Annotated in this window: 28 protein-coding genes; 11 read left to right on the top strand and 17 right to left on the bottom strand. The window is 69.0% G+C overall.

Going from position 1 to position 22,003, the window contains the following annotated elements; translation table 11 throughout:
• Positions 1-32 precede the first annotated feature (32 nt).
• On the bottom strand, positions 33-1,727 hold the full coding sequence (locus E4P24_RS05165; RefSeq protein WP_188148204.1) for an NADH-quinone oxidoreductase subunit D: 1,695 nt from the start codon (positions 1,725-1,727) through the stop codon (positions 33-35).
• Between the two features lie 97 nt (positions 1,728-1,824).
• Between E4P24_RS05165 and E4P24_RS05160 the strand changes: the two genes are divergently transcribed.
• A complete protein-coding gene (locus E4P24_RS05160; protein WP_006600513.1) occupies positions 1,825-2,487 on the top strand; it encodes a helix-turn-helix domain-containing protein in 663 nt (220 codons plus the stop codon).
• 33 nt (positions 2,488-2,520) lie between these two features.
• Here the strand turns inward: E4P24_RS05160 and E4P24_RS05155 are convergent, their stop codons facing one another.
• The 6 genes from E4P24_RS05155 to E4P24_RS05130 all read right to left on the bottom strand — a co-directional run bounded on the left by E4P24_RS05155 (position 2,521) and on the right by E4P24_RS05130 (position 7,743).
• Positions 2,521-3,474, bottom strand: a complete 954-nt coding sequence (locus tag E4P24_RS05155; protein ID WP_144859610.1) for a ribose 1,5-bisphosphate isomerase — start codon at positions 3,472-3,474, stop codon at positions 2,521-2,523.
• A 49-nt stretch (positions 3,475-3,523) separates the two neighbouring features.
• Positions 3,524-5,002: an AMP phosphorylase gene (locus E4P24_RS05150; RefSeq protein WP_188148203.1), complete on the bottom strand. Its 1,479-nt coding sequence runs from the start codon at positions 5,000-5,002 to the stop codon at positions 3,524-3,526.
• A 60-nt stretch (positions 5,003-5,062) separates the two neighbouring features.
• A complete protein-coding gene (gene trxA / locus E4P24_RS05145; protein WP_188148202.1) occupies positions 5,063-5,488 on the bottom strand; it encodes a thioredoxin in 426 nt (141 codons plus the stop codon).
• A gap of 214 nt (positions 5,489-5,702) precedes the next feature.
• Complete coding sequence (locus tag E4P24_RS05140) at positions 5,703-5,996, bottom strand: hypothetical protein (protein ID WP_004064151.1); 294 nt, start codon at positions 5,994-5,996, stop codon at positions 5,703-5,705.
• Complete coding sequence (locus tag E4P24_RS05135; RefSeq protein ID WP_004043983.1) at positions 5,996-6,370, bottom strand: helix-turn-helix domain-containing protein; 375 nt, start codon at positions 6,368-6,370, stop codon at positions 5,996-5,998. Before E4P24_RS05135 ends, E4P24_RS05140 begins: the two co-directional genes overlap by 1 nt.
• Before the next feature lie 26 nt (positions 6,371-6,396).
• The gene (locus E4P24_RS05130; protein ID WP_188148201.1) at positions 6,397-7,743 is read right to left on the bottom strand and encodes an NADH:flavin oxidoreductase; all 1,347 of its coding nucleotides are present in this window, start codon (positions 7,741-7,743) and stop codon (positions 6,397-6,399) included.
• 92 nt (positions 7,744-7,835) lie between these two features.
• On the opposite strand from E4P24_RS05130, the gene E4P24_RS05125 reads away from it, so the two are divergent.
• On the top strand, positions 7,836-8,864 hold the full coding sequence (locus E4P24_RS05125; protein WP_008573471.1) for a succinylglutamate desuccinylase/aspartoacylase family protein: 1,029 nt from the start codon (positions 7,836-7,838) through the stop codon (positions 8,862-8,864).
• A 39-nt stretch (positions 8,865-8,903) separates the two neighbouring features.
• Here E4P24_RS05125 and E4P24_RS05120 read toward each other — a convergent pair whose 3' ends face one another.
• The 3 genes from E4P24_RS05120 to E4P24_RS05110 are packed head-to-tail and all read right to left on the bottom strand — an operon-like array spanning position 8,904 to position 10,475.
• Positions 8,904-9,107: a hypothetical protein gene (locus tag E4P24_RS05120; RefSeq protein WP_004064159.1), complete on the bottom strand. Its 204-nt coding sequence runs from the start codon at positions 9,105-9,107 to the stop codon at positions 8,904-8,906.
• 2 nt (positions 9,108-9,109) lie between these two features.
• Positions 9,110-9,628: a macro domain-containing protein gene (locus E4P24_RS05115; RefSeq protein ID WP_006600515.1), complete on the bottom strand. Its 519-nt coding sequence runs from the start codon at positions 9,626-9,628 to the stop codon at positions 9,110-9,112.
• A 1-nt stretch (position 9,629) separates the two neighbouring features.
• A complete protein-coding gene (locus E4P24_RS05110; RefSeq protein ID WP_115860791.1) occupies positions 9,630-10,475 on the bottom strand; it encodes an aldo/keto reductase in 846 nt (281 codons plus the stop codon).
• A 117-nt stretch (positions 10,476-10,592) separates the two neighbouring features.
• On the opposite strand from E4P24_RS05110, the gene E4P24_RS05105 reads away from it, so the two are divergent.
• From E4P24_RS05105 to E4P24_RS05075, 8 genes are all read left to right on the top strand, one after another.
• Entirely contained in the window at positions 10,593-11,279 is a 687-nt protein-coding gene (locus E4P24_RS05105) for a YqjF family protein (protein ID WP_004043986.1), read from the top strand.
• Between the two features lie 113 nt (positions 11,280-11,392).
• A complete protein-coding gene (locus E4P24_RS05100; protein ID WP_188148200.1) occupies positions 11,393-11,839 on the top strand; it encodes a transporter in 447 nt (148 codons plus the stop codon).
• A 106-nt stretch (positions 11,840-11,945) separates the two neighbouring features.
• A complete protein-coding gene (locus tag E4P24_RS19155; protein ID WP_004043988.1) occupies positions 11,946-12,071 on the top strand; it encodes a hypothetical protein in 126 nt (41 codons plus the stop codon).
• The gene (locus tag E4P24_RS05095) at positions 12,068-13,105 is read left to right on the top strand and encodes a metallophosphoesterase (RefSeq protein ID WP_115860195.1); all 1,038 of its coding nucleotides are present in this window, start codon (positions 12,068-12,070) and stop codon (positions 13,103-13,105) included. The genes E4P24_RS19155 and E4P24_RS05095 overlap by 4 nt, the downstream gene beginning before the upstream one ends.
• Entirely contained in the window at positions 13,096-13,872 is a 777-nt protein-coding gene (locus E4P24_RS05090; protein ID WP_004064172.1) for a hypothetical protein, read from the top strand. Before E4P24_RS05095 ends, E4P24_RS05090 begins: the two co-directional genes overlap by 10 nt.
• 83 nt (positions 13,873-13,955) lie before the next feature.
• Entirely contained in the window at positions 13,956-14,420 is a 465-nt protein-coding gene (locus E4P24_RS05085) for a PH domain-containing protein (protein ID WP_115860793.1), read from the top strand.
• Positions 14,417-16,258, top strand: coding sequence for a PH domain-containing protein (locus E4P24_RS05080; protein ID WP_188148199.1), 1,842 nt, complete (start codon positions 14,417-14,419; stop codon positions 16,256-16,258). The genes E4P24_RS05085 and E4P24_RS05080 overlap by 4 nt, the downstream gene beginning before the upstream one ends.
• 22 nt (positions 16,259-16,280) lie before the next feature.
• Positions 16,281-16,976: a carbonic anhydrase gene (locus E4P24_RS05075; protein WP_188148198.1), complete on the top strand. Its 696-nt coding sequence runs from the start codon at positions 16,281-16,283 to the stop codon at positions 16,974-16,976.
• A gap of 57 nt (positions 16,977-17,033) precedes the next feature.
• Here the strand turns inward: E4P24_RS05075 and E4P24_RS05070 are convergent, their stop codons facing one another.
• Positions 17,034-17,693, bottom strand: coding sequence for a bifunctional 4-hydroxy-2-oxoglutarate aldolase/2-dehydro-3-deoxy-phosphogluconate aldolase (locus E4P24_RS05070; RefSeq protein WP_188148197.1), 660 nt, complete (start codon positions 17,691-17,693; stop codon positions 17,034-17,036).
• A gap of 150 nt (positions 17,694-17,843) precedes the next feature.
• Between E4P24_RS05070 and E4P24_RS05065 the strand changes: the two genes are divergently transcribed.
• Positions 17,844-18,245: a hypothetical protein gene (locus E4P24_RS05065; protein WP_004064187.1), complete on the top strand. Its 402-nt coding sequence runs from the start codon at positions 17,844-17,846 to the stop codon at positions 18,243-18,245.
• Positions 18,246-18,268: 23 nt separating this feature from the next.
• Here the strand turns inward: E4P24_RS05065 and E4P24_RS05060 are convergent, their stop codons facing one another.
• The 6 genes from E4P24_RS05060 to E4P24_RS05035 form a co-directional block, all read right to left on the bottom strand.
• Positions 18,269-18,700 (bottom strand): universal stress protein, encoded by a 432-nt coding sequence (locus E4P24_RS05060; protein WP_115802342.1) that lies wholly within the window; start codon positions 18,698-18,700, stop codon positions 18,269-18,271.
• A gap of 134 nt (positions 18,701-18,834) precedes the next feature.
• Positions 18,835-19,056: a hypothetical protein gene (locus E4P24_RS05055; RefSeq protein ID WP_004064191.1), complete on the bottom strand. Its 222-nt coding sequence runs from the start codon at positions 19,054-19,056 to the stop codon at positions 18,835-18,837.
• 182 nt (positions 19,057-19,238) lie between these two features.
• Positions 19,239-19,433 (bottom strand): hypothetical protein, encoded by a 195-nt coding sequence (locus E4P24_RS05050; protein WP_004064193.1) that lies wholly within the window; start codon positions 19,431-19,433, stop codon positions 19,239-19,241.
• On the bottom strand, positions 19,430-21,202 hold the full coding sequence (locus E4P24_RS05045) for a b(o/a)3-type cytochrome-c oxidase subunit 1 (RefSeq protein ID WP_115802341.1): 1,773 nt from the start codon (positions 21,200-21,202) through the stop codon (positions 19,430-19,432). Before E4P24_RS05045 ends, E4P24_RS05050 begins: the two co-directional genes overlap by 4 nt.
• The gene (locus tag E4P24_RS05040; protein ID WP_008573451.1) at positions 21,202-21,741 is read right to left on the bottom strand and encodes a cytochrome c oxidase subunit II; all 540 of its coding nucleotides are present in this window, start codon (positions 21,739-21,741) and stop codon (positions 21,202-21,204) included. Before E4P24_RS05040 ends, E4P24_RS05045 begins: the two co-directional genes overlap by 1 nt.
• Positions 21,742-21,969 carry a hypothetical protein gene (locus E4P24_RS05035; protein ID WP_058565934.1) on the bottom strand — a complete coding sequence of 76 codons (228 nt, stop codon included), beginning with the start codon at positions 21,967-21,969 and terminating at the stop codon, positions 21,742-21,744.
• Positions 21,970-22,003: the final 34 nt, after the last annotated feature.

Genomic DNA, 22,003 nt, shown 5'->3' with positions numbered 1-22,003 from the left:
ACACCGCGCGACGCCGGCCGTCCCGCCGCCGACTACCGGTCTACTTCTCCCATTATCGTGTCGAGACTCCCGAGCGCCGCGATGAGGTCCGGGATGTACTCGCCTTCGGCCATCTCGGGGAGCGACTGGAGATTCGAAAACGAGGGGCCGCGAATCTTGAACCGCGCCGGGGTGTCGGTGCCGTCGGCGCGGATGTAGATACCCAACTCACCTTTCGCGGCCTCGACCGCGCGGTAGACCTCGGTGTCGTCGTCCGGTTTGAGGGTGCGCGGGACGTTCGCCTGGATGGTCCGCTCGTCGTCGGGCCAGTCTTCGAGCAGGTCGACACATTGGGCGACGATGGTGGCCGACTCCTCGACCTCGCGGAGGCGGACGAGCAGGCGCGCGAAGTTGTCGCAGCCGTCCTCGACGGCGACCGACCAGTCGAGTTCGTCGTAGTAGCCGTAGGGGTCGTCGCGGCGGAGGTCGTAGTCGATGCCGGAGCCGCGGGCGACCGGCCCCGTCACGCCGTAGTCCTTGGCCACCTCCGGCGGGAGGAGTCCGGTCTCGACCGTGCGGGCCTGCAAAATCTCGTTCGCCGTCAGGAGGTCGTGGTACTCCCGCAGTTTCTCGGGGAGGCCGTCGACGAACGTCCGAATCTTCTCGAAGAACTCCTCGCGGGGTTCGGGGAGGTCCCAGACGACCCCGCCGAGCCGGAAGTAGTTGAACATCAGCCGCTGGCCCGTGAGGTCTTCGAGGATGTTCTGGACGAGTTCGCGGTCCCGCATGGCGTACATGAACGTCGCGGTGAAATCGCCGACGACGTCGAGGGCGTACGCGCCGACCGCGAGCATGTGCGAGAGGATGCGGCTCAGTTCGGCCGCCAGCGTCCGGAGCACCTGCGCGTACTCGGGCACGTCGATATCCGCCAGCGCCTCCGCGGTGCGGGCGTACGCCCACTCGTTCAGGAGGCCGCCGCCGCCCCAGTCCCAGCGGTCGGGGTACGGCATAATCTGATGTCGATAGGTTCCCTGCTGGCACATCTGCTCCTCGCAGCGGTGGATGTAGCCGATGTCGGGCTCCACGTCCGCGACCTGCTCGCCGTCCAGCGTGACTTGCAGATGCATCACGCCGTGAGTCGCCGGGTGGTGCGGCCCGATGTTGAGGAGCATCGTGTTCGTGTCGGCGCGGCCGTCTTCGGCAAGCGGGTTCGCGTTCTCGTCGTACCGGACGACCTGCGGGCGCGTCCGGTCGTAGTCCAGCCCGAGGGGATGACCCTGCCACGTCTCCGGCAGGAGGATGCGGCGCAGGTCCGGGTGGTCTTCGTACTCGATGCCGACGAGGTCGTACGCCTCCCGCTCGTGCCACTCGGCCGTCCGAAACACCGGCGCGGCGGACTCGCTCACCGGGTCCGAGCGCGGCGTCGGGACGACGACGCTCGCCTCTCGGGTCGGGTCGTCGTACGATTTCAGGTGATAGACGGACTCGTAGCGGTCCTCGTACTCCTGTGCGGTTACACACGAGAGGTGGTCGAGACCGAGGTCCTCGCGGAGGGCCGAAAGCGACGACTGCACCGCGTCGGGGCGAATCTGCACCGCGGGTGCGTGAACGTGCTCCTCGGTGGCGAGGACGGCGTCGCCCAACGCCCGCCGGAGCGCGTCGGCGTCGAGGGGACCGGAGGCGTCGTCGGCGAGCGCGGCGGGGTCGTCGTCGGAGTCGGGGGTCTGTCGCGGGCGTTCGAGTGACATGGCGGCTGACATCCGTTCGTTCGTCCGAACGCCGGTTCGGCGTTCTGCCTCACGAGTGCGGCCAGTTTTTATGTCGCGGTCGAATCAACCCGCGGGCATGAAATCGGTCAGGCTTCGCTTCACGCCCGACGACGGGCAGCTGCATCCGATGCACGAGTTCGTCGTCGACCACGAGGCGTTCGAGCGGACCGAACTCCACCACTGGAACCCGACGGTGACCGACAGAAACACCATCGTCTTCGAGGTCGTCGGCTCCGACATCGAGGCCTACGAGGCGGCGCTCGCGGAGACGGAGCGCATCCGGTCGTACGAGGTCTCACAGCTCCCCGGCGACTCGTTTTTCATCGTGGTGAACGAGCGGCTCGACGCCGCGGGCGCGAGACAGACGGCGGCCGTCACGCGGGGCGACCTCATCGTCGTTCCGCCGGTCGTCTTCGACGGCGACGGCACGGTGTCGGTGACGCTCGTCGGCACCGACGACGCCCTCCAGTCGGCGGTCGAGGAGCTGCCGGAGGGTCGCGGCCTCGAAGTCGTGCGGGTGCGGGAGTACACGGGACCGGGGAGCGTCTCCGCCGGGTCGCTGTCGCCCCGCCAGCGCGAGGCCGTCGAGGCCGCCGTCGACTGCGGCTACTACCGCGAGCCGCGGACCGGGGCGGTCGCCGACGTGGCCGCGCGGCTCGACTGCTCGACGAGCACCGCGGCGGAACACCTGCGAAAGGCGGAGATGAAGGTCATGGCCGACCTCGTCGGCGGGCCGTGACCGCCTCCGATCGGCGGCGTCGAACCGACCTGACTACGGTTCGACCCACGGCTCCGAGGTACCTTCTCCGAACAGTTCCCGCATCAGGATGACGACGCTCTCGGGCGGGAACTGCCCGCGCTCGGTGACGATGGCGTCCACGTAGCGCGGCGGCGTCACGTCGAACGCGGGGTTCTCGACTGTCGGGTTGCCGAGGTCCGCGAGCGTCTCGTCGTCGACGACCTCCGCGGTGTCGCGCATCTCGATATCGACGGTGTGGCCGGTCATCGTCCCCGGGTGGAGCTTGAGCGTCTGCGCGGCGACCATGATGGGCGTCCCCCGGTCGCGGGCGTTGACCGCGAGACCGCTCGTCCCGATTTTGTTGATGACGCTCCCGTCGGCCGCGACGGCGTCCGCGCCGACGAGCACGTGGTCCACGTCGTTGAGGTAGCGCCGCGCCGCCGAGTCGACGACGAGCGTGACGGGCACGCCCAGTTCGTCGAGCCGCTTCGCGGTGATGTGCCCCTGGTTTCGCGGCCGCGTCTCCTTGACGACGGCCTCGATGTGTTTTCCCTGCTCGACCGCCGCCTCGACGCACGCCAGCGCGTCCGTCGAGTGACAGTGGGTCATGACGGTGTCGCCGTCGCGGAGGCGGTTCGCGCCGACCTCCCCGAGGTCGGCCTGCGCGCGTTCGAGGCGGGCGCAGAACTCGTCGGCCGACTCGACGACGTTCTGGCGGAGTCCCTCGACGGTCGTACTCGACATGCCGCGGAGGACGTACCGGAGGGCGTTGGGGAGACTCACGGCGGTCGGCCGCGTCTCGTAGAGCGCTCTCGCGGCCGCGCGAAGTTCGCTTCTGAACGCCTCGGCGTCGGCGGCGTCGCTCTCCGTGGCCTGCGTCCGGAGCGCTCGTGCGGCCGCGTCGGCGATAGTCGCCGCGCCGCGAATCTCCATCGTGTCGATTTCCGTCGCGGTGCGCCGGACCTCGGGGTGTACGCGGTCGTCCATGCGAGAACTACGGGCGTCGAATGCAAAAAGGTCGCCGCGGCGAGGGATTTCACACCCGCTCGACCAGCGCCTCGTCGGGGTGTCGCACCCGGACGGTCTCGACGCGCTCGGTGAGCGCCTTCGCGTCGGCGAGTTTGTCCTCGGACTCGGCGTGGACGGTAAACAGCGTCTCGCCGCCGGCGGCCATCTCGCCGACGCGGCGGTGGAGTTCGAGGCCCGCACCGGGGTCTCGCGGCGCGCCGGCCCGGCGGGCGACCTCGTTGACGAGGCGGTTGTTGACGTGCGTGACCACGCCGTCCCGGTCGGCGCGGACCGAAATGGTATGCCGGCCGGGCGAGAGGTCCGCGGCCTCCACGTCGGGGTCGCCGTTCTGCGCGGCGAGTATCTCGCGGAAGGTTTCTTCGGCCTGCCCCGAGTCCAGAATCTCGGCGGCGTCGGCGTCGACGCCGGTGGATTCGAACAGCAGGTCTGCGAGGCGAATCGCCTTTATCCGCAGGTCGTTCGGGCCGCCGCCGGCGAGCGTGGCGAGGACCTCGCGGGCTTCGAGCACGGGGCCGACGCCGCGGCCGACCGGCGCGGCCCCGGTCGTGATGGCGCACTCGACGGCCATCCCGAGGTGGTCACCGACGCGGTTGAAGTCCTCCGCGAGTTCGCGCGCCTCCGCGAGGCTCTCGACTTTCGCGCCCTCGCCGTAGGGGATGTCGACGACGACGTTTGTCGAGCCGGCGCTCTTCTTCTTCGAGAGGACGGAGGCGATGAGCTGTCCTTTGGGGTCGATAGAAAGCGGCGTCTCGGCGCGGATGATGCGGTCGTCGACCGGCGAGAGGTTCACCGCGCCGCCCCAGACGAGACAGCCGCCGGTCTTCCCGACGATATCGCGTATCTCCGCGACGGAGAACGCCACGTCGCAGATGACTTCCATCGTGTCGGCGGTGCCCGCGGCCGAGGTGACGGCTCGCGAGGAAGTCTTCGGAATCTTCAGCCCCGCCGCGGCGACGATGGGGACGAGAATCGGCGTGACGCGGTTGCCCGCGACGCCCCCGATGGAGTGCTTGTCGGCGATGACCGGCTCCTCCCACGCGATGGTCTCGCCCACGTCCGCCATCGACTCCGTGAGGTGCATCGTCTCCTCCATGGACAGCCCGTTGGTGTAGGTCGCGGAGACGTACGCCCCGAGTTCCACGTCGGCGAGGCGCTCATCGTAGATGTCGCGGACGATTTGGGACAGTTCGTCGGCTTCGAGCTCGATGTCGTCAAGCTTCTTGCGGATGTAGTACACCGAGTCGGGCTGCGGCGCGACCGACACCTCCACGTCGCCCTCGATGTGGCCGAGGCGGCGCGTCACGCCGAGGGTCCCCTCGGAGACGAGCTCGTCCGTCAGCTCAACGATGCCGATGGCCGTCCGCTCGCCCCACCGGAGTTGGATGCGTTCGAGCGCGTGGACCCCGAGTTCGGCCGCGTCGCTCTCGTTCAGGAGGACCGTCGGCGACCGAGTTCCGATGTCGATGTGCTCGGCGACGAGTTGCATACCCGACGGTCGGGCGAGAGAGTCAATAAATCGACCCCGAGTCTCGGGGACCGAGAACGCTTACGCGAGGTGGGCTTCGACGAGGTTCTTCAGGTCGTCGTAACCGCGGACGCCGACGAGCTGTTCGACCGCCTCGCCGTCGGCAAACAACACCATCGTCGGGACGCCCCGGACCTGGTACTGGGCGGCGAGCTCCTGGTTCGCGTCCACGTCGACCTTGGCGACCGCGGCGTCGGTGTTCTCCGCGAGCTTCTTCACGGTGGGTTCGAGCATCTTGCACGGACCACACCAATCCGCGTAGAAGTCCACGAGCACCACGTCGTACGAGGCGACGGCGTCGTCCAGCTCGTCCGCGCCGTCGACGTGGATGGGCTCTGCCGGGCCAGCCGCGGCTTCTTTCGCCGCACTCCCGCCGTCGCCGCGGAGCTTGGATTCGAGTTGTTCGCGTTTCTGCTTCCGGATGTCGGTCAGTTCGTCGTCGGACATACCTACCGATACCGGCCGCGACGTAATAACGGTTTTGCACAATTCGAGCAATAATATCTCCAAAGAGTGGTTCGTGGTGACAGACGGCACGCTCCGGAGACGCCGCTGTGGGTTGCGACCGAGAGACGAGACAGAGACGGCGGCGACGCGACCGCGAGTTACGGGTTGGTTCGGGGGCGGCTCGGGAAGTTCGAAAGCCGCCTTTCGGTCCGGCTCAGTCGACGTACAGCGAGTAGGTGATGACCGCGAAGCCGATGAGCGTCAGCACCGAGTCGATGAGCAGTCCGGTGGCGAGGTCGACGTTGAGAATCACGTCGAGCGCGCCGCCGAGCATCGCGCCGAGGGTGACGACGCCGAAGCCGAGCGCGAGCGCGCGGAGCGACGCCGCTCCCGTGTTCCGGTACGCCTTGTAGCTGAAGTAGGTGATGAGCCCGCCGAGGACGAGGATGCCCGTCTTGACGACGATAATCATCGTCGTAATCGTCGGCGAGGCGCTGAGGTGCCCCATCAGGTCTCCCTCCGGACCCGCGACCAGATGTCCGCGAGGCGTTCGTCGGGCGTCTGCTCGGGGCGGCCGACCGCGACGTCGAAGTCGCGCTCGTCGTTGAGGGCGATTCGCACCTCGTCGAAGGCGACCTCGTAGGTCGTCGCGTGGTGACCGTCCGCGCGAATCTGGGTCCCCTCGGAGAGGAGCGCCGCGTCCGTGAGCAGGTCCAGCTTCCTGTACGTCGTCGAAAGCGGGATGTCACACGTATCTGAGATTTCGCTTGCCGTCATGGGTTCTTCGAGTCCTCTGATGATGGCTCGGGCGTCCGCGTCGTCGAGCGCGTCGAGCACCGCCGTCAGTTCGGCCGACTCCATCGCGGACCGGTCGCGCGCCATTATCCAGAACTCCGGCGAGAGCCTTATTAACCCTCCGGGTCGGCCTCGTCGGCGTCCGCGGTCTCGGCGTCTGTATCGTACGCGCCCTCCATTCTGAGGGTCCCCGCGCGAGCCAACACCGCGGGGGTTCGACAGACGCCCGGCGCGCCCGTCGCCTGCGGCACCGCGCAGTTGTTGCAGTTCTCGCAGACGACCCGCGTGTCGGCCGACACGTCGCGGCCGAGCAGTCGCGCCGGGAGTTCCGGTTCGGCGTAGAACGGCCGGGCCATCCCGACGGCGTCGCAGGCGTCTCCGAGCAGTCGGTCGATTTCGCCGCGCTCGCGGATGCCGCCCTCGCAGAGCACGGGCGCCGAGACGGCGTCGCGGACGCGGCGGCACAGGTCCGCGTTCCACGCCGGGTCGAAGTCGTACCACGCGGCCTCGATTCGGTTGCCGAGTTCGACGAGCCGCGCCCGGAGCGGGCCGCCGAAGGCCGCGGCGTAGCCGTCGCGGTAGCGGTCGTCGCGCCACGCGCGGGCCGGGAACGACCCGCGGACGATGCTCGCGTCCCAGAACACCGACCCCGAGACGGGGACGAGCGCGTCGTAGCCCGCGTCGTCGAGGCGGCGACAGATTCCGACCGCGTCGTCCTCGGTCAGGCGTCGGCGGATGCCGGGCGGCGCGGCCGTCTCGGCCGGCACTTTCGTCGTGAGCGGCACGTCGCCCGCCCGCGAGCGCACCTCGTCGGAGACGACCTCCAGAAATCGGACGCCGTCCCCGAACTCGTCGTCCCGGCGGTTGTAGAACGGCGAGAGGAACTGGTGGACGATGCCCATGTTCGCGCCGGCGACGTGGACCACGTCGTAGCCGGCGTCGACGGCCATCGCCGCGGAGCGACCGAAGTCGGCCGCGAGGTCGTACACCTCGTCGGTCGTCATGACGTGCGCGTCGTAGTCGAGGAAGCCGAGGGCGTCGAGCAGTCTGAGGAGTCGCGGCGGCCGGGAGACGGCGAGCTGTCGCAGGTCGGGGTGGTCGCGTCGGTACGCGGCGTGCCACGTCTCCATGCTCCGCAGGCCGCCGTACTCCAACTGGACCGCGACGGCCGAGCCGTGGTCGTGGAGTCGCTCCGTCACCGCCGACAGCGACGCCGCGAACTCGGAGTCGGCGATTCGCGTCATCCCCGGCGCGGCACAGCCGCCCGTCTCGCGGACGATAGTCGCGCCCTGACAGACGAGGCCCGCGCCGGCCCGCGCCGCGGGTTCGAGTTCCGCCGCGAGGCGCTCGGGCGCGTCGGGACCGGTGCCCGCGCATTCGAGCACCGGCGCGCGGTAGAGCCGGTTTCGGAGCGTGAGCCCGCCGATGTCGAGCGGGTCGTCGAGCCGGGGAGTCGCCATGAGGACGACATGGCGCGCGAGCGACGTAAATCGACGCGGCGGTCGGTCGCCGCCGGTCAACCTTCTTACCCGTCGGCTCCGATGACCGTCCCATGGACCCCGAACCGTTCAGGTACGACTCGGAGGTGCCGCCGGGCGAGGTGCGCCACCTCAGATACGAAATCAGCGAGACGTACCTCGGCGACCCCGTCGAGATACCCGTCACCGTCATCAACGGCGAACAGGGCGGGCCGTCGGTCTTCATGACCGCGGCGCTCCACGGCGACGAACTCAACGGCGTGAAGGTGATGCAGGAGGTCGCGAGCCGGTACAACCCCGCGGACATCCACGGCACTATCGTCTGCATCCACGTTGCGAACGTCCCGGGCTACCTCGCCCAACAGCGCTACATCCCCATCTACGACCTCGACCTGAACCGGTCGTTCCCCGGCCGCGACGGCGCGAACACGGCCGAGCGCATGGCGAACCAAATCTACCGCCGGTTCGTCGAGCCCTGCGACCTCGGCATCGACTTCCACACCTCGACGCGCAACCGGACGACCATGTACCACGTCCGCGCCGACATGAGCCGACCCGAGGTCGCCCGCCTCGCGCGGTCGTTCGGCGCGAACCTCATCCTCTCGGGCGAGGCCGAGGCGAGTTCGCTCCGCACCGTCGCCACCAACGACGGGATTCCGACCATCACCGTCGAGATGGGTCGCGCCCACCGCTTCCAGCCGGCGATGGTCGACCGCGCGCTCGACGGCGTCGAGAGCGTTCTCGCCGAGTACGGCGTCCTCCCGGACGAGGCGGTCAGCTGGCCGGGTTGGACGCGCGTCATCGACTCCGCGACGGACAAGACGTGGCTCCGCGCCGACGTGGGCGGCCTCGTCGAGATGCAGTACGGCGACGTGCCGCTGGTCCACGAGGGCGACACCATCTGCACCATCTCGGACCACTTCAAGACGAGAGAAAAGCGCGTCTCGGCTCCCTTCACCGGCCTCGTCGCCGGCGTCCTCCAGAACCCGGTCGCCGCCCCCGGCCACCCGTTGTGTCACCTCGTCAGCGTCGACGACGCGACGCTCCGCGAGATAGAGCGCGAAATCGAGGCCGGCGAGTTCACGGAGCGCCCGTGGAGTTAGGGCGGACGCGGTGAACGCGTCGCCGACGACGCCGCCCGGTCAGTCGTCCGCGCCGACCTGCTCGTGGGTGTGGTGGAAAAATCGGACGTGCGGCCGGCCGTCGCGTTCGACCGGCTCGAAGCAGACGCGCCGGTAGCGCTCGTTGTCGAGGAGGTTGACGAGCAGGCCGCGGTCGTGGAGCGAGACCGAGTCGTAGGGCGTCGCACAGACGGGACACAGTTCCGGGTCGGTCGCGTCGCTCATGCTCACTCGCCCGTGCCCGAACCGACCGCGTCAGCGACCCGCGAAATCGTCTCGAACTCGTCGTCCGCGTAGGCGACGAACCGAACGTCGCGGAGCGAACTCGGCTCGAACGCCCGAATCTCCTCGCAGATGAGTCGCGCGCCGTCGACGAGGTCGAACCCGGCGACGCCGCAGCCGAGCGCCGGAATCACGAGCGACTCACAGCCGCGGTCGTCCGCGGCTCGAAGGGCGTTTTTTGTGGCGTCGCGGATGCTCGCGGCGGTCGCCTGCCCGTCCCCGTCGTGGGGCATCGCCGCGGCGTGAATCACGACCTCGGCGTCGAGGTCGAAGGCGTCGGTGACGGCGACCGCGCCGAGGTCTATCGGTCCCTTCGCCATCGCGGCCTCGTTCAGTTCGGGGCCGCCGCCGCGACGGAGCGCGCCCGCGACGCCCGACCCCATCCGGAGGCTCGTCCCCGCGGCGTTCACCAGCGCGTCGGCCGACTGGGCGGCGATATCGCCCTGTACGACGGTGAAGTTCACGTCAGGCCAGTCGGTCCATGTCCTCGTCGTCGAGGGCGATGTGCGAGGCCGCCACGTTGTCGCGGAGGTGCGAGACGCTGGACGTGCCGGGGATGGGGAGCATCACGTCCGACCGGTGCAGCAGCCACGCGAGGGCGATTTGCTGGGGCGTCGCGTCGTGTTTCTCCGCGACCGCGGCGACGGCGTCGGCTCGGTCACCGAGGTCGCCCGCGCCGAGCGGGTACCACGGGATGAAGCCGACGCCGTACTTCTCGCAGGCGTCGAGGCTCGCCTCGAACTCGCGGTCACCGATGTTGAACCGGTTCTGGACCGTGGCGATGTCGACGATGTCGCGCGCCTCGTCGAGCTGCTCGACCGAGACGTTCGAGAGGCCGACGTGTCGAATCAGCCCCTCGTCTTTCATCTCCGCGAGCGCGTGGACCGAGTCCTCGAAGGGAACGTGCGGGTCCGGGCGGTGGAGCTGATAGAGGTCGATGGTGTCCACGCGGAGGCGGTCGAGGCTCCCGAGGACGGCGTTCCTGAGGTAGTCGGGGTCGCCGTTGGGCTTCCAGTCGCCGTCGGTGTTGCGGAGCAGGCCGCCCTTCGTGGCGACCACGAGGTCGTCCGGGTAGGGCGCGAGCGCCTCGCCGATGAGGCGCTCGGAGACGGCGGGACCGTAGGAGTCCGCCGTGTCGATGAGGTCGACGCCGTGAGTGAGCGACTCGTGGAGGACCTTCTTCGCGTTCTCCACGTCGTCCGGCTCGCCGATGATGTCGTCGCCGGTGATGCGCATCGCGCCGAAGCCGAGTCGATGCACCGTGAGGTCGCCGCCGATGTCGAACGTGCCGCTGGCGTTTTCGAGTCCCATGGGTGACAGTTCGTCGCCAGACACCTGTGCGTTTCGTTGGGGGAAATCGGCCGCAGGGAACGGAGCGATGCCCGCGACCGCCGAAACCCACACCCGTCGGCGGGCCGAACGGCCGCCATGGACCTCCTGTCGATGCGCTGGCGGCACACGCTGTTCGCCCACTGGCCGGTCGACCCCGAACTCGTGGAGCCCCGACTCCCCGACCGGCTCTCGGTGGCCACCTACGACGGGCGGGCGTGGCTCGGCGTCGTCTCGTTCGACATGACTGACATCCGCCCGCGCGGGTCGCCCATCGGACTGGGGTTCCCCGAGGTGAACCTCCGGACCTACGTCGAACCCGCCGACGGCGGCCCCCGCGGCGTCTACTTCTTCACCCTCGACGCCGCGGACCGCCTCGGCGTGACGATGGCCCGACTGGGCTACCGGCTCCCGTACCACTACGCGAACATCTCGGTCGAGGAGCGAGACGGCGCGGTCGACTACGAGAGCTACCGGCCCGCGACGGCCGAGACGCCGGACGCGCGGTTCGAGGCGACCTACCGGCCGACCGGCGAGGTCCGAACCCTCGACCCCGGGTCGCTCGACGCGTTCCTCGTCGAGAACTACCGCTTCTACACGGACGACTGGCCCGTCGTCATCGGCGACATCGACCACGACCCGTGGCCGATACGGGACGTGGAGGCCGAGATTCGCGCGAACACGATGTTCGAGGCCTGCGGCTTCGACCACCCCGGCGGCGACCCGATACTCCACTACGCGGCCGACCTCGACGTGACGGCGAAGCCGCCCGCGGTGCTTCGGTGAGGTTGGTCGCCTCGCCGCTGTCGCTCACTCGCTGCGTGCGCATGAGGCTGCGCCACCCGCCTCGCCCGCCCGAAGGTGAAACCTTCAAGCATCGCTGAACTAACCCGACGGACATGGCACTCATCGACACCGTGATGGCAACGCTCCACCTCGTCGTCGGCGGTCTCTGGACGGGGAGCGTCCTCTTTTTCGCGCTCGCCGTGTTACCGACCGCTCGCGCCGGAAACATCCGCGCCGCCGCGTTCGAATCGGTCGTCTCGCGCCTGACGATGTGGTCCCGCGGGGCCTCGCTCGTGATGTTCGCCACCGGCGGCCACCTCGCCGGCACGCGCTACACCGTCGACAGCCTGTTCGGCTCCGGCCGCGGCCACCTCGTCCTCGGGATGCTCGCGCTCTGGTTCGTCCTGACCGGCCTCGTGGAAGTCGGCCGCGCCCGCGCCAAAGACGGCCTCGCGGAGAAGAAGGTCCGCACGCCCGCCGAGAAGGCCGCACCGTTCTACCTCGGTGCCGCGTTCGTCGCCGTCCTGCTCCTCGTCGACGCCGGCCTGCTCCTCAACTGACGCCGGCCCCGACTCCCGAGGACTCCGTAGAGTATCCATATCTACGTTCGAAAATATATATTCTGTACGACATGTTTATGGGCTCGGTCCGGGTGGGTCCACGTGTATGCACGGGGACGAGACGCGCGCCACCGAGTCGCCGCTTCGAATCGAGCTGTGTCCCGACACCGGGCGGATACGCGTCCACCGGGAGACCGCGCTGGGGACGTTCACGCGGACCATCGACCGATGAGTCCGGACGCCCCGCCGACAATCGGGGAGACGCCGGTTGGGAGCCCCGACGAGCGCGGTCCCGGTCCCGTGCTCGCACGCCTCGGCCGGCCGGTCTCGGAGACGCCGACCCGGCTCGCGGTCGTTTCCGACCCGCACGTCACGCCGACGGGCTCCGGTACGTGGAAGGCCTACCACCGGAGCGAGACGCGGCTTCGAACCGCCGTCTCGACCATCTCCGACCTCGACGTCGACGCGACGGTCCTCCTCGGCGACCTGACCCGCGACGGTCGCCCCGAGGAGTACGACGTGGTCGACGAACTCCTCCGCGACCTGCCGGGGCCGCGGGTCGCGGTGCCCGGCAACCACGACGTGCCGAAGCGCTGGGACGACTACGACGCCCCGACGCCGGCCGAGTTCGCGGCGCGCTACGCCGACGGCTCCCTCCCGTTCGTCCGCCGGGTCGGCGGCGTCGACGTCGTCGGCCTCGACTCCGCCAGCGGCGGCCCGGACCTCGCTCTCACCGACACCCACGAGGGGGCCGTTCCCGACGCCCAACTCCGCTGGCTCGACACCGTCCTCGCTGACGCGACGACCCCAATCGTCGTCCTCCACCACAACGTCTTCCACCCTCGCCGCCACACCGGCCAGTTCCCCGACGCCGACTTCTACCAACTCCGCAACGCCGACGAACTCGCCGCGGTGCTCGCGCGCCACGACGTGCCGCTCGTGCTCTCCGGACACATCCACTGGCCCGCGACGGCCGTGCGAGCCGGCGTCCGCGAACTCATCGCCCCGGCGACCTGCTCGTTCCCGCAGTCGTTCGTCGTGGTCGATGTCGACCGCCGCGGGACGACGGTCCGACTCGTCCCGCTCGCGGGGCCGAAGGGCATGGCCGAGGCCTACACCCTCGCCGCCAGCGGGGCCGCTCACGGACAGGGCATCGTCGCGCACGCCGACCGCGGACAGCTGTCGGCGCTCCCGCTCGTCGACGAGCGGACGCCGCCGCGACGGGTCGTCGGCTCGGACGTTCCGGGGGCGGTTCGATGGCGGTGAGTCTCGACCGCCTCGACGACGCCCGCGAGGCACTTCGCGCCGAGCGCCGCCGCTGCGTGGACGAACGCGAGGCGTTTCGGGCGTTCCGCCGCGAGGTCGCCGCGTCGCAGGCGACGGCGTCGGCTCCGAATCAGGCCCCAGCGGCCGGGACGCTCGTGGGCCAGCGGGGCGGGCGGGGGCGAACCGACGCCGCGCTCTCCGGCCTGCGCCGGAGCTACGAGCGGACCGTGATGTCCGTCCCGCACTACGACGAGGAGTACGGCGACGACTTCGAGGAGAGCTTCGCCGCCGAGTTCGGCCCGGACGTTGCGACCGCGTTCCGGTCCGCGAGCGTTCTCTCGGCCCCGCTCCGGCGCACGATTGCAGCGGCCGCCGCCTCGTCGCTGGACGAACGCGGGCAGTTCATCGACGTCGTCGACGAGGAGGCCGAATCCGTGGCGTCGATGCGCGACGATATCGCATCCCTCCTCGGGCGGCTCGATGACCTCGACAGAACGCCGCTGTCCGACCGCGGCTTCGACGCGCTGTTGGCGCTTTACGAGGAGCTTTCGGCGCTTCGCGAGCGACTCGAAGCACTCGTCGCGGCGCGACAGGCGACGATTTCCCACCATCGGCGGACGCTCTCCGGGCTGGTTCCGGACGTGACGGAGTTCTTCTACGCCGACCTGTCGGTCCGGTACCCGGTGCTCGCGACGCTCGCGGCGGTCGGCGCGACGCTCGCCACCGCGACCCGCCGGGTCGAGCGCCACCTCGCCGCCACCCCGTAAGCCGATTCGGGCGCGGCCACAGTTATTTATCCGTTCGAGGAGACGCCGGAGTGTACGATGTTCACGCGCTCGGAGGGATTCCCGTGAATCGCCTCCACCCCCGTATCCGTCTTCTCTGGGTCGCCCGAGCGGTCGTGTTCGCGCTCGTCGCCGGCGGCGTAGCGACCGCAGCGACGCTGTTCGCGCCCGTCTCGATACCGACGTTCGTCCCCGTCGCGGTCGGCGTCCTCTTCCTCGTCGTCGGCGTCGCCGTCGCGCTCCTCCGGTATCGGGCGTGGGGCTACGAGGTCCGCGACGACTCGCTGTACCTCCAACGCGGCGTCCTCACCAAGGTCAACACCGTGGTCCCGTTCGTCCGGGTCCAGCACGTCGACTCGGCCCGCGGCCCGCTCGAACGGCTCGTCGGCCTCGCATCGACCGTCGTCTACACCGCCGGCTCCCGCGGGGCCGACGTGGCGATTCCGGGGCTCACTCCGGAGGGCGCAGAGGACCTTCAGGACCGACTGAAGCGCCTCGCAATCGCGTCCGAGGGCGACGACGCGGTATGACCCGGCTGTCGCCGCTCTCGGTTCCCTATCGGGCGGTCCAGCGCAGCGCCAGCATCGCCTTCGCGCTCGCGTTCCTCGCGTTCACCGGCGGGACCACGTTCGGCGGGTTCCTCGGCGGTCTCGGCGCGGTCGCGCTCGTCGGCGTCGTCGTGGTCGCCATCGCCGGCTACGAACTCGCCTACTTCCGCCGGTTCGAGTACGAACTCACGCCGGACACGCTGGACATCCGGTCGGGCGTGTTCTCCCGGCGCAACCGCGAAATCCCCTACCGGCGCATCCAGAACGTCGACATCTCCCGCAACGTCGCCCAGCGGCTGGTCGGTATCGCCGCCGTGGACCTCGAAACCGCGGGCGGCGGCGAGACCGAAGGCAGTCTCCGCTTCGTCAGCTACGAGGAGGCCCGCCGCATCCAGTCGGAGGTCGCCCGCCTGAAACGCGGCGGTACAGACGGCGACGCGTCCGAACCCGAACAGGAACTGCTGTTCGAACTGACGCCCCGCGAGTTGGCCATCGTCGGCGCGCTGTCGTTCGACCTCCGACTGCCCGGACTCGTCTTCGTGTTCGGGTCGACCGTCTTCCCCATCGTCGCGTCGTACGTGGACGTGCCGGTCCCCGCCGGGAGCGCCGCGGCCGCGGGGGTCGGCATCGTCGCGCTCGTCCTCCTCGTCGCGCTCGTCTCGTGGGCCGCCGGCTTCGCCTCCGCGGTGGTGAACTACTACGGCTTCCGGCTGAGCCGCGTCGGTGACGAACTCCAGTACGAACGCGGCCTCCTCCAGCGCTACAACGGGTCGATTCCGCTCGACAAACTCCAGACGCTCACCGTCGAGGACAACCCCCTGAAGCGCCGGTTCGGCTACGCGACGCTCCTCGTCGAGACCGCGGGCTACGCCCCCAGCTCCGACGGGACAAACGGGTCCGGCGGCGGCGGTCGCGGCTCCGAGGCGGCCATCCCGCTCGCGACCCGCGACCGCGTGCTCGGCCTCGTTGCCGACCTCGAAGGCGTCGAGCTGCCGACGTTCGAGGGGCCGCCGACGCGCATCCGCCGGCGCTACGCCGTCCGCTACTCGCTCGTCCTCGGGGTTGCGACGCTCGCGCTCTACGGCGCGGACCGGCTCCTCCCGCAGGAGATCCCGTGGTTCGTCCCGCTGGCGCTCGTCCCGGTGGCCGTCGTCGCCGGCGCGCTCCAGTGGCGGCACCGCGGCTACGCGCTCACCGAGGACCACATCGTCACCCGAAACGGATTCTGGAAGCGCGAGACGCGCTTCGTCCCCTACTACCGGGTGCAGACGGTCATCGAGCGCCGGACGATTTTCCAGCGTCGCTGGCGGGTCTCGACGGTCACGGCCGACACCGCGGGGAGCATCTCTCTCGTCGGTGGCGACGCGACCGCCGTCGACATCGAAGTCATCGACGCGGCGGAGCTTCGAGAGACGCTGAACGACCGCCTCCGCGAGGCGCTTTCGGCGCGCCGCGAGGCCCGACAGCAGTCCCGACACGCCGCACTCGGCATCCGCGCCGCGGAGCCGGACCGCGACGCCGACGCATCGGATTCGGTGGCAGTCACCGACGCCGAGGCCGACGTGAGCCAGACCCCCGAGTTCGTCGAGGAAGCCGAACCCGCGGCCGCCGGGGGCGACGCCGACGCTGAAGATGCTGCGGACACTGGAGACACCGACGACGCTGACACCGACGACAACGCAGACACCGAGGACGACGCCGACGAGCCGGCGAGAGCGGACGACCCCTTCATCTGGGGCGAGTCGGTCGAGTCTGAGGGCGAGGACGACGAAGACGCGGACGACCCCGATGAATCGAGCGACGAGCGGGATGCTATATAGAGTCGGGACGAAACGTAATCCAATGACGCGAACAGTGCTGGAGTCGCTCTTGACCGGGAACGCGCGACACGTCGAGAGCCTCGGCGTCGACCACTTCGAGGGCGTCCGCGAGGCGCAGTCGCCGGCGGTCGTCTCGGTGAGCTGTTCGGACTCCCGCGTCCCCGCCGACGCGGTCTGGAGCGCCGACGAGGCCGGCGAGCTGTTCACGTCGGTCAACGTCGGCAACCAAGTGTGGACCGATGTCGACGGGCGACTCGTCGTCAACGACGCCGTCGGCTACGCCGTCTCGGCGCTCAAGTCGACCGACGTGGTCGTCCTCGGCCACACGGGCTGTGGCGCGGTGACGGCCGCCTACGCGACGGCCACCGGCGAGAGTGTCGGGGACCTGCCCGCGTCGGTCGAAGCCGCCGTCTCGCGGCTCGTCCCGCTCGTCGAGGAGGCCCGCGAACTCGGCGTGTTCGACGCGGACACGCCGGGCGGCGAGGCGGTCAACCGACTCGTCGAGTACGCGGTCGTCCGGCAGGTGGAGTACCTCACCGAGAGCGACGAGGTGCCAGAAGCGACCGACTGCTGGGGCTTCGTCTACGACTTCCAGCGCGTCTACGGCGACGACGACGGCGCGGCCTATCTCGTCGCGGCCAACGGCGAGTCGGACCCCGACGCGCTCGCGGACGTGGTTCCCGAGGGGTTTGAGGGGCGCGTGCGGTCGATTCGATAAAAGAGGTTGGCGGGCGGTTCGGTTCGGGTTCGGTTCGGGTTCGGTTCGGGTTCGGATTTAGTCGTCCCGAGCGTCGTCGATGATATTCGAGAACTCGCGGGCCGTTTCGGTGATGACCTCGAAGTCGCCGTTTTCGATTGCCTCGTCGTCCATGAGCGCGCCGCCCGCGCCGACGACGACCGCGCCGGCTTCGATGTAGTCCGCGGCGTTGTCGAGACCGACGCCGCCGGTCGGCATCATCGGAATCTGCGGGAGCGGCCCCTTCATGCTCTTGAGGTGACCGGGGCCGAGCGAGGAGGCGGGGAACACCTTCACGAGGTCCGCGCCCGCGGAGTACGCGTCGGTCGCCTCGGTCGGCGTCAGGATGCCCGGCGCGACGAGCGTCCCGTAGCGGTTGCAGGTCTCGACGACGCCCTCGTCGAAGTTCGGTCCGACGACGAACTCCGCGCCGGCCTGAATGGCCGCGTTGGCGGTCGGGGCGTCGAGAACGGTCCCGGCGCCGACGATTGCCTCGTTGTCCGAGAAGGACGCCGACACCTCGCGGATGAGGTCCATCGCGTCGGGGTTGTCGGCCGTGATTTCGTAGGCGGTGACGCCGCCCTCGTGGAGCGCGTCGGCCACGTCGATGATGGTGTCCGCGTCCGCGCCGCGCATCACCGCGACGACGCCGCTGTCGGCGAGTCGTTGCATGTCCTCGTGTACGTCGAGTGCGACCATCGTTGTCTCGACGTTTACTACATATAGTATTAAATTGGGGGCCTCGCGGCATCGCTTCGGTCGCACGACGGGGGCTGCGGCGGCAGTCGCATCCTCGTGAGTGAGCCCGAGAGAGAATAATTTTTTGACAGTTCTGTGCGAACTACGACCGTGTCACCGACATCGACGACGCCCACGGACGGCGGTTCGAACGTCGTTCCGCCGGATAAATCGCTGTTCGCCGAAATCGCACCGTTCCGGCTGGCCGTCGGCGTCGTCTTCTGCGCGTTCGCCGTCGCCGCGGTCGCGTTCGGCTGGCTCCCGCCGATGAGCGCCGACGTGGTCGGCATCGCGCTCCTCTGTGTGGTCTTCCTCGCCGGCGGGTTCGTCCCGTTCAACGGAACCCTCGCGTTCTACGTCGCGCAGGCCGCGGCGTTCCTCGTCTGGGGCGCGCTCCGGTTGGCGGTCGACGGCTTCGACGTGATTCCGCTCCTGTTGGGCGCGGCCGGGGCCGTCGGCCTCGCGGTCTACGGTCGGCGGGCGCTCCGCGACGGGCTCAGGGCGCTGGTCTGAGTCGGCCTCGCTTCGCTCTCGCCTCACTCCCTGACGGTCAACACGGGCACGTCCGAGAGCCTGACGACCCGCTCCGTCGTGCTTCCGAGAATCGCGTGTTCGAGCCCGGTTCGCCCGTGGGTCGCCATCACCACGAGGTCCGCGTCGGCCTCGGCGGTCGCGTCCAGAATCTCCCGGTACGGCACGCCGATTCGGATTTCAGTCGCGCAGTCGACGCCCGCGTCTCCGGCGAGCGATGCGATTTCCTCGACGGCCATCTCGGCGGCGTCGCGGAGGCTCGCGCGCACTCGTTCGACCGGCGCGTCGGCGGCGGTCCACAGCCCGAGGTCGTCGACCTCGATGACCGAGAGGGCGCGAATCGACCCGCCGGACGTACCCGCGAGGTCGATGGCGCGGCGGGCCGCCGCGCGGGAGCGGGCGCTCCCGTCGGTGGGGACGAGAACGGTATCGTACATATCAGTTCATTGGCGTCCCGACGATATCGTCTTTTGTGCCGGCGTCGGAACGCTCGGGGCGACGCCGTCGCTCGTCGGGTCGGAAAACGGAGCATGGAGGTCAGCGGAGCCGTGGTGCGGTCGGCGTCGAGCCCTCAGACGCGGGTGCGCGGTTTGGGGGCGACCCGGCGGACGCTCGCGGCGGCCGCGACGAGCAGGCCGCCGAAGAGGACGGACACGAGGAGCTCCGGAGCGACGGTCAGGCCGTCGATGCCGCCGAACGTCGTAAACAGCGCGTAGCCGGCGACCGCGGTGAGGGCGATGCCGATGACGACCGCGAGGCCGATGCCAGCTTTCATCAAGTCGAGGTTGCTCATGGTCGCTTAGACGTAGGCGAGACGACCGAATATAAACGGAGACTGCTTCCCAGCGTCCGGGAAACTGACCGGGGGTCTCCCACGCTATCGCGGGGGTTTTATGTCGAGTCGGCGGCCGGCGCTGACGGTACTGCGGCGACGGCGCGAAAATCAGGTGTCGAAACTGCAAGTCGGGTCGTCGGCTACGCCGCCGACTCAGACCCCTCGCCGTAGAGCCCGTACAGCACGAACAGCAGGGCGAGGAACAGGAACTCGATGACCGCCACGGCGATGAGCGGGAGTTCGACGTTGAAGAACCCTGCGACCGTGCGCAGTTCGATAGCGACGGGGACGCTAATCGCGATGAGGACGAGCGCCCGCGCCTTCGTGAGCTTCACGCGACCACCCCCCAGAGGGTGTTAAAGGCGCTCGTGACCGTCGTCAACACGAGGTCGACGCCGGCCGAGACGGTCGCCGGGACGGGGAGGCCGCCGCCGAACAGCCCGCCGCCGTTCTGGATGATGCCGGCCAGCGGGAGCGTGTACGCGAGCACGACGAGCACCGCCGCGATACCGGTCCACATCGTCAGGTTGTCGAGGATGCGCGGGCTTCCCTCGGGCCCCGAAAGCGGCTCGGGGAGGTAGGAGTCGACCGGGCGGTCGGACTCCTCGCCGAGCGAGGTCAGGAGGATGTTGAACAGGAACAGCACCACCGACAGGAACAGGAGCGTCCCGCCGAGGGCAATCTGCACCCGAAGCTCGAAGATACTCCCGATGGGCGTCAGGAACTCGAAGTTCTGGTACTGCGGTTCGGCGGTGCGCCGCGGGATGCCGGCGAGGCCGGCGCGGTGCATCGCGTTCGACATGAACACCATGCCGACGAACCACATGATGACCTGCAGGAGGCCGATGGGGCGGCTGTAAAGCTTCCTGCCCGTGACCTGCGGGACGAGCCAGTACGAACCGGCCATCATCGTCAGCGCGACGGCCGTGCCGACGGTGAGGTGGAAGTGCCCCGGCACCCACAGCGTGTTGTGGATGAGGTAGTTGATGTTCATCCCGGCGTTAATCATGCCGGAGAAGCCGCCGGCGGCGAACATCGCGCCCGCGAGCGCCATGCCGGTGAAGGCGGGGTCGCGCCACGGGAGCGCGCCGAGCCAGCGGAGGTAGCCCTCACCGCCGCGCTGGCGCGCGCCGTGTTCGACGCTGGCGACGACGGTGAACGCGGTCAGCAGCGACGGGAGGAGCAGGAACATCGTGTTCGTCATGGCGATGAATTTGAAGCCCTCCGCGATGCCGGGGTCGAGGTACTGGTGGTGAATCCCGACCGGCGTCGAAAGCAGGAGGAACAACACGAACACCACGCGTGCGAGCGGGTCGCTGAACAGCCGCCCGCCCGCGAGCTTGGGGAGCACGGTGTACCAAAGCAGGTACGCCGGCATCAGCCAGAAGTAGACGATTGGGTGGCCGAAGTACCAAAAGAGCGTCCGCGTCAGAAGCGGGTTGACGCTCTCGATGAGGCCGAGCGACCACGGGATGAGGAAGAACACCACCGAGACGGCGACGCCGAGGGTGGAGATGTACCACATAATCATGGTCGTGAGGACCATGAACGTCTGCAGCGGGATGCGCTCGTCGGGGTGCTCCTGCCGCCACGCGCGGTAGGAGAGGAACCAGTCCGCGCCGGCGAGCCACGTCCCGACGATGAACATCGCGAGGCCGATGTAGAATATCGGATGGGCTTGGAGCGGCGCGTAGAACGTGAACAGCACGTCCGCGCTCATGCCGAGGTTCGGGACGAGGCCGCCGAGGATGGCGACGGTGGCCAGAACCGTGCCCGTCGTCATCAGGCCGACCCACGCCCACGAGAACAGCGCGCTCTCGGCGGGCCGGTCGAGGCTTCTGGCGACCGCCCAGTGGAACACCCCACAGAGGAAGAAGATGGTGAAGACGATGGCGAGCAGCACGCCGTGGCCCGTCAACACCGTGTAGTAGTCCGCCGAGTCGATGACGCGGAGGACGTTCGTGCGGTGAAGCGCCTGAATGAGACCGAAGAAGGCCCCGATGCCGAGCGAGACGAACGCGATGAGGAAACTCGCCTTGATGATTGCCGCCTCGTCGGGGAACTTATCGACGAACTCGCTGCCGCCGCCGGACGCGGTCGCCATCAGTTCTCAGCCTCCCCTTGCGCCTGCTGCTGTTCGTACCAACTGTCGAATTCTCCTTGTTCCATAACCACAATCTTCCCTTCCATCACGTGGTGGCCGGAGCCACAGTACTCGTTGCACAGCATCCCGTACTCGCCGGCCTCTTCGAACTGGACGGTGAACTCCGAGACCTGCCCGGGAATCGCCATCGTGTTCGCGTTCGTGCCGACGACCTCGAAGCCGTGGATGACGTCGGCGGCGGTCACGTGGAAGGTGACCGTGCTGCCGGCGGGAACGCGAAGCGGCTCGGTCGTGCCGGGTTCGAAGACGAACTGGCGAGCGACGACGTACACGTCGTAGCTGTTCTCACCGGTCCGCTCGATGCCGGGGTCGCCGAACTTCGGATGCTGGTCGAGCGTCGCCGGATCGACCGTCCCGCCTTTGTCGTCTATCATCTCGATACCCGCGCCGGCGGCCCCGTACGTAATCGTCCCGATGAACCCGACGATGAGGACGAGCGCCAGCGCCAACCAGAGTTTCTCGTAGGCGTGAATCTCCATCTATCCCACCACCGTGAGACCACGTCCGAGGAACTCGACGAAGTACATGAACACCCACATGCCGATGAGAATCGCCATGTAGATGAGCACGAGCACGAGCGTTCCGACCGGGTCGAAATCGTCGTGTTCGAGTTCGCGAACGATACCGTCGTCGGCCGTCCCGACGATAGAATCCACCGGGGGGTCAGCCTGCCCGGAATCACCTTGGGAATCCGCGTTTGCTGGCACGCCGCCATCAGTGGACGTGCGCGCGGCAGAGGAC

Source organism: Haloferax sp. AS1 (genome assembly GCF_014530665.1).
Taxonomy (GTDB): Archaea; Halobacteriota; Halobacteria; order Halobacteriales; family Haloferacaceae; genus Haloferax; species Haloferax volcanii.
The sequence above is the reverse complement of the archived record's forward strand: the minus strand, read 5'-3'. Positions and strand labels throughout refer to the sequence as shown.

Bases quoted from the DNA above. Each gene is read 5' to 3' on its own strand.
- E4P24_RS05110 (WP_115860791.1), bottom strand. From the start codon at position 10,475: ATGGGACTCGAAAACGCCAGCGGCACGTTCGACATCGGCGGCGACCTC.
- E4P24_RS05055 (WP_004064191.1), bottom strand. From the start codon at position 19,056: ATGAGCAACCTCGACTTGATGAAAGCTGGCATCGGCCTCGCGGTCGTC.
- E4P24_RS05140 (WP_004064151.1), bottom strand. From the start codon at position 5,996: ATGGGGCACCTCAGCGCCTCGCCGACGATTACGACGATGATTATCGTC.
- E4P24_RS05075 (WP_188148198.1), top strand. From the start codon at position 16,281: ATGACGCGAACAGTGCTGGAGTCGCTCTTGACCGGGAACGCGCGACAC.
- E4P24_RS05135 (WP_004043983.1), bottom strand. From the start codon at position 6,370: ATGGCGCGCGACCGGTCCGCGATGGAGTCGGCCGAACTGACGGCGGTG.
- E4P24_RS05105 (WP_004043986.1), top strand. From the start codon at position 10,593: ATGGACCTCCTGTCGATGCGCTGGCGGCACACGCTGTTCGCCCACTGG.
- E4P24_RS05125 (WP_008573471.1), top strand. From the start codon at position 7,836: ATGGACCCCGAACCGTTCAGGTACGACTCGGAGGTGCCGCCGGGCGAG.
- E4P24_RS05120 (WP_004064159.1), bottom strand. From the start codon at position 9,107: ATGAGCGACGCGACCGACCCGGAACTGTGTCCCGTCTGTGCGACGCCC.
- trxA (WP_188148202.1), bottom strand. From the start codon at position 5,488: ATGTCCGACGACGAACTGACCGACATCCGGAAGCAGAAACGCGAACAA.
- E4P24_RS05095 (WP_115860195.1), top strand. From the start codon at position 12,068: ATGAGTCCGGACGCCCCGCCGACAATCGGGGAGACGCCGGTTGGGAGC.
- E4P24_RS05160 (WP_006600513.1), top strand. From the start codon at position 1,825: ATGAAATCGGTCAGGCTTCGCTTCACGCCCGACGACGGGCAGCTGCAT.
- E4P24_RS05045 (WP_115802341.1), bottom strand. From the start codon at position 21,202: ATGGCGACCGCGTCCGGCGGCGGCAGCGAGTTCGTCGATAAGTTCCCC.
- E4P24_RS05040 (WP_008573451.1), bottom strand. From the start codon at position 21,741: ATGGAGATTCACGCCTACGAGAAACTCTGGTTGGCGCTGGCGCTCGTC.
- E4P24_RS19155 (WP_004043988.1), top strand. From the start codon at position 11,946: ATGCACGGGGACGAGACGCGCGCCACCGAGTCGCCGCTTCGAATCGAG.
- E4P24_RS05165 (WP_188148204.1), bottom strand. From the start codon at position 1,727: ATGTCACTCGAACGCCCGCGACAGACCCCCGACTCCGACGACGACCCC.
- E4P24_RS05150 (WP_188148203.1), bottom strand. From the start codon at position 5,002: ATGCAACTCGTCGCCGAGCACATCGACATCGGAACTCGGTCGCCGACG.
- E4P24_RS05080 (WP_188148199.1), top strand. From the start codon at position 14,417: ATGACCCGGCTGTCGCCGCTCTCGGTTCCCTATCGGGCGGTCCAGCGC.
- E4P24_RS05130 (WP_188148201.1), bottom strand. From the start codon at position 7,743: ATGGCGACTCCCCGGCTCGACGACCCGCTCGACATCGGCGGGCTCACG.
- E4P24_RS05070 (WP_188148197.1), bottom strand. From the start codon at position 17,693: ATGGTCGCACTCGACGTACACGAGGACATGCAACGACTCGCCGACAGC.
- E4P24_RS05060 (WP_115802342.1), bottom strand. From the start codon at position 18,700: ATGTACGATACCGTTCTCGTCCCCACCGACGGGAGCGCCCGCTCCCGC.
- E4P24_RS05100 (WP_188148200.1), top strand. From the start codon at position 11,393: ATGGCACTCATCGACACCGTGATGGCAACGCTCCACCTCGTCGTCGGC.
- E4P24_RS05155 (WP_144859610.1), bottom strand. From the start codon at position 3,474: ATGGACGACCGCGTACACCCCGAGGTCCGGCGCACCGCGACGGAAATC.
- E4P24_RS05090 (WP_004064172.1), top strand. From the start codon at position 13,096: ATGGCGGTGAGTCTCGACCGCCTCGACGACGCCCGCGAGGCACTTCGC.